The 3866-nt window shown below is 65.5% G+C and carries 4 protein-coding genes; 2 read left to right on the top strand and 2 right to left on the bottom strand.

The window, feature by feature from the left end:
- Positions 1-127: 127 nt before the first annotated feature.
- Entirely contained in the window at positions 128-1279 is a 1152-nt protein-coding gene (locus tag ON45_RS14060) for a hypothetical protein (RefSeq protein ID WP_040494629.1), read from the bottom strand.
- Positions 1276-1752, bottom strand: coding sequence for an RNA polymerase sigma factor (locus tag ON45_RS14065; protein WP_083914995.1), 477 nt, complete (start codon positions 1750-1752; stop codon positions 1276-1278). Before ON45_RS14065 ends, ON45_RS14060 begins: the two co-directional genes overlap by 4 nt.
- 435 nt (positions 1753-2187) lie before the next feature.
- Between ON45_RS14065 and ON45_RS14075 the strand changes: the two genes are divergently transcribed.
- Together ON45_RS14075 and ON45_RS14080 are read left to right on the top strand one after the other, a co-directional pair.
- Entirely contained in the window at positions 2188-2676 is a 489-nt protein-coding gene (locus tag ON45_RS14075; protein ID WP_158412427.1) for an RNA polymerase sigma factor, read from the top strand.
- Complete coding sequence (locus ON45_RS14080; protein ID WP_148288699.1) at positions 2673-3755, top strand: hypothetical protein; 1083 nt, start codon at positions 2673-2675, stop codon at positions 3753-3755. The genes ON45_RS14075 and ON45_RS14080 overlap by 4 nt, the downstream gene beginning before the upstream one ends.
- Positions 3756-3866 lie beyond the last annotated feature (111 nt).

Genomic DNA, 3866 nt, shown 5'->3' on the forward strand with positions numbered 1-3866 from the left:
GCACATTCTCGGGCGGGTGGCCGCTCGGAGACGTGCCGTACTGGGCGGGTGATGGACGAGATCGGTGCTGTCGTTACCGAGCGGTCCGGGCCGCTCGTCCCGCGCCCCGCCCGCCAAGTCTCGAGGTCTATTCGTCAATAACGATGGTGGTCGATGCCGGTTCGGTTTCCATCTGGTCAACGTCGGGGACCGAGGCGGTGGCTGTGTCCCAGTCTGCCTGGGTGGCGACCGTGAGTTGGTCGACGATGTCGAGTAGCTCGGGCTGCGTCAGGTGTTGGCTGCCGAGTTGATAGGTGAAGCCGTTCTCGTGCCAGACGAGCCCGAGGTAGCTCGGCTCGTTCTCGAGGGTTCGGAAGATCCCGGGCTGGCCTCGAACGGTTTTGTCGGCGACTGATGCGAAGCCGAGGCGGTGTATCGCGAGCGAGTCGGGGTCGCTTCGGGTTGCGAGGTAGAAGATGGACTTCGACTGGTCGTCGACGTAGATCGTGGAGATCATGTCGTCGTCGTTGGCGTCGGTGTCCGCAACGTACGCGAAGTCGGAGACACCGAAGCCGGTGGCGATGAGTTCGAGACCTTCGGGCAGCCCGGCCGCCTCGATCGTGAAGCTACCTGCGGATGGCCCGGGCGTGAGGTTCTCGGCCGCGGCAATGAGCTGGTCATCGCTGGCATTGCCGTCGATGATGACGACGTACCCGCCGAGGCGCCGTTCGATGATGCCGGTCGGGTCCGCGGAAGCATCGCGTTGTTCGAGACACGCCGTTGCTCCATCGGCAAGGGTTGCGGTGGCCGTCGTCCGATCCGACACGCACTGCGGAACGTTGTCCGGGGCGGGTCCGAGATCGACGGCTTGAACACGTAGGTAGGTGCCGGTCTCCGGTCGTGAGACGGGGGTGCCGTACCAGGCGACCGGCGCGGTACCGGCCAACGCCCCTTGTTCGATCGACATGGGTCGGAGCGACGCTGTGGGCGGCAGCAGGAGCGCTCCGTCGGGGCCTGGCGCTGGGGCGGTCACGGGCGGGAACGTGGGGGCGGGCGGCTGAGCCACGGGCTGGGAGTCCGCGACCGGGTCCGGTGTCGACTGGTTGGAGGCGATCACGAGTCCGCCCACTCCGATCGCTGCAACCGCTGCCGCTGCCGCCAGTAGCCGCTTCGAGCCGCGTTGCTCCTGGAGCGGGTGGGCGGTGACGGTTTGGTGGGGATCGAACTCACCAGCGTCGGGCACAGGAGGCGTGTTCGCGATGTTGTCGAGAGCAGTTGGGAGACGGTCTTCGAGCTTCATGAAAGGTCCTTTCGGAGCGTGCGCATCGCGCGGGAGTGACGGGACTTGACAGTGCCGGGCCGGCAGCCCAACGAGTCGGCGATCTCGGCTTCTGAGAGTCCGAGCCAGTAGCGCATGACGATGACGGCGCGTTGGTCGTATGGGAGGCGGCGAAGGGAGTGGTCGAGTTCGCGTTCGAACGGGGCGAGTGATTCGGGTGATGGGCCGTGGCGCACCATCCGGAGGCGACTTCGCTCGCGGGACGTGTGCCAGCTTCGGCACACGTTGACCGTGATCGTGCGCAGCAGCGCAGGCGGGTTGTCTGCGCGAGCGCCGTGGCGGTACAGCCGCACGAAAGCGTCCTGTGCAAGATCCTCGGCCGCGCTCGCCGACCCGGTGAGCAGGCGGGCGAGCTTCACAACTGCTGAGTACTCGCGGCGGTAGAGCCCCTGGAACTCAGCGTCAGACGTGGACGTGTCGGTGGGGCTCAACATGGCGCCCGATGTGCAGATTCGTCTTGCATCACACCTACCTCGACCTCGCCCAACGATGAATGGTTCCCTCGGATCCGTTTCGCTCGACTCGATCTTGGACTGCGAACTGAATCTCAACGGACTGAGCGCGTTCCACGCGATTCTGCCCGATCAGCGCCCGGCCGGAAGCAGGACCTCGCTGTCTCAACCCAGCTCCGGAACCGGAACGGCGGTCGGGAGTTCGCCGACCAGGTGCGTGATCCCGATGTCGATTGGCCCAGGTGGCCGCATCGCTCCGCGATCGTGGCCGTTTCCGAACGGCCACAACGTGCACTGATCGGGAGCTTGTGCGTGTTTCACTGTTGGCGTCCATGACGGACATGCGCCATGGAACATTCTTGGTGCGCAGTCGCGCACGCTGGGCCTCGGCGGCGTCTACCTGTCGAGATGGATCTGATGCATCAACAACGAACCCCCGACCAGGACGACGCCGACGAACAAGTCGATGTCGCCTGGCGCACCCACGCGCCGGTAGCGATGCGGTTCGCCACGGCAGTCGTTGGACCAATTGACGCCCACGATGTGACCACGACTGCGTTCTTGCGCGTCACGCGGCAACCCGACTGGACCGACATCGAACACTTGGACCGCTACCTGATCCGCGCCGTCCGCAACCAAGCACAGGACCTCTACCGGCAACGAAGACGACGCTGGCAGCGAGACCTTCTCGCGGTGCGACCCGAGGCGACCACGGATGCACTACCTGATGTCGATCTGCTTCGAGCGGTTGCGTCGCTCAGCGTGCAGCAACGATCGGTCGTGTTTCTCGCCTACTGGCACGACATGACCGAGGCCGAGATCGCCGAGACGCTCGACGTCGCTCGAAGCACCGTCCACCGAACACTCACACGAGCCCGCATCGCTCTCCGAAAGGCACTGACATGAACATGCAACTCGATCCCCACGTGAAGGCCGTGTTCGACGACATCGTCGCCCACACCCCCGACATTGGGCCGACACCAACGCACGACGTCGTGAGTCTCGGTCACGGTCCCTCCGATCGGGGACGCCGCTGGCTGGCCGTCGCCGCTGCGGCGATCGTCGTAGTCGGCGTCGGTGCCCTTGTCGCCGTCCAACGCCCCGACTCAGAGACGCCCGCCGTGTCGGATACCAATGCTCCGCCTCAGACCGTTCCAACGAACGTCGTCCCACTCGCATCAGTCGACCAGCTCGACAGCGCGGCAGACCACCCCCGGTTCGCACTTTCCGAACCCGGCTGGACCATGACCCACGCATCGGAGTCCGAACACGGCGGGTCGTACAGCTTCGAACACACAGACGGCCGGACGCTCGATGCCAGCACAATCCGCGGCGGCGCCGACGGCTTCGAAGCTCGCGTCGGCGGCGAGGATCGAGTGGTGATCGGCTTGTGGCACGTGCTCGACTACTCCGCCACCCCCGAAGAAGGTGGTGGCGACGGCCGTTACCGTGCCGATTCGCTCCGCGGCGAGTGGACCTACGAGTTCGATGGAAGGCCGTTCGACTCACTCGACGCATTCATGACAACGGTCGCTGGAGCTCACGCCGTCGACGAGACCCAGTGGCAAGCGTCGTTGCCCGACACCTTCGTGTCAGGAGGCGAGCAGACAGCGACCGTCGCAGCGCTGCTGCGGGACGTGCCACTTCCCGACGGCTTTGACATCGATGCGCTCAGCGACGGCACCACGAACAGCCGATACCAGTTCATCGCCCACGTCAGCGGAGCAGTTGCCTGCGCGTGGCTCGACGAATGGTTCACCGGCCAAGAGACCGACGATTCGGCCCTCCAGCGAGACGCCGCGGCCGCGCTCGCCACCTCTTACGACTGGTCCATGCTCACCGAGATCGCCGATCAAGGTGGATGGAGCGACGTGCTATGGCAACACGCTGATGCCGTCAACGGTGGCGAGGGCGTGCTGACCGGGGCGGGCCCGCAACCGCCGAGTCGCGAAGAGGCCAACTCAGCATTGGGCTGCGAAATCTGACCGAACCTCACACCGCCACATCGCACACCAACCCGATCAGAACGACACCATCACTCCACCCGGTACGGCGCACATAGCCGGCAGGATGCGCACCGCCAGCCGCTCCATATC

This window comes from Ilumatobacter nonamiensis YM16-303, assembly GCF_000350145.1.
Taxonomy (GTDB): Bacteria; Actinomycetota; Acidimicrobiia; order Acidimicrobiales; family Ilumatobacteraceae; genus Ilumatobacter_A; species Ilumatobacter_A nonamiensis.

What these genes read in the sequence shown, in the direction of transcription:
- ON45_RS14060 (WP_040494629.1), bottom strand. Translation starts at nt 1,279, where the DNA reads ATGAAGCTCGAAGACCGTCTCCCAACTGCTCTCGACAACATCGCGAAC.
- ON45_RS14065 (WP_083914995.1), bottom strand. Translation starts at nt 1,752, where the DNA reads ATGTTGAGCCCCACCGACACGTCCACGTCTGACGCTGAGTTCCAGGGG.
- ON45_RS14075 (WP_158412427.1), top strand. Translation starts at nt 2,188, where the DNA reads ATGCATCAACAACGAACCCCCGACCAGGACGACGCCGACGAACAAGTC.
- ON45_RS14080 (WP_148288699.1), top strand. Translation starts at nt 2,673, where the DNA reads ATGAACATGCAACTCGATCCCCACGTGAAGGCCGTGTTCGACGACATC.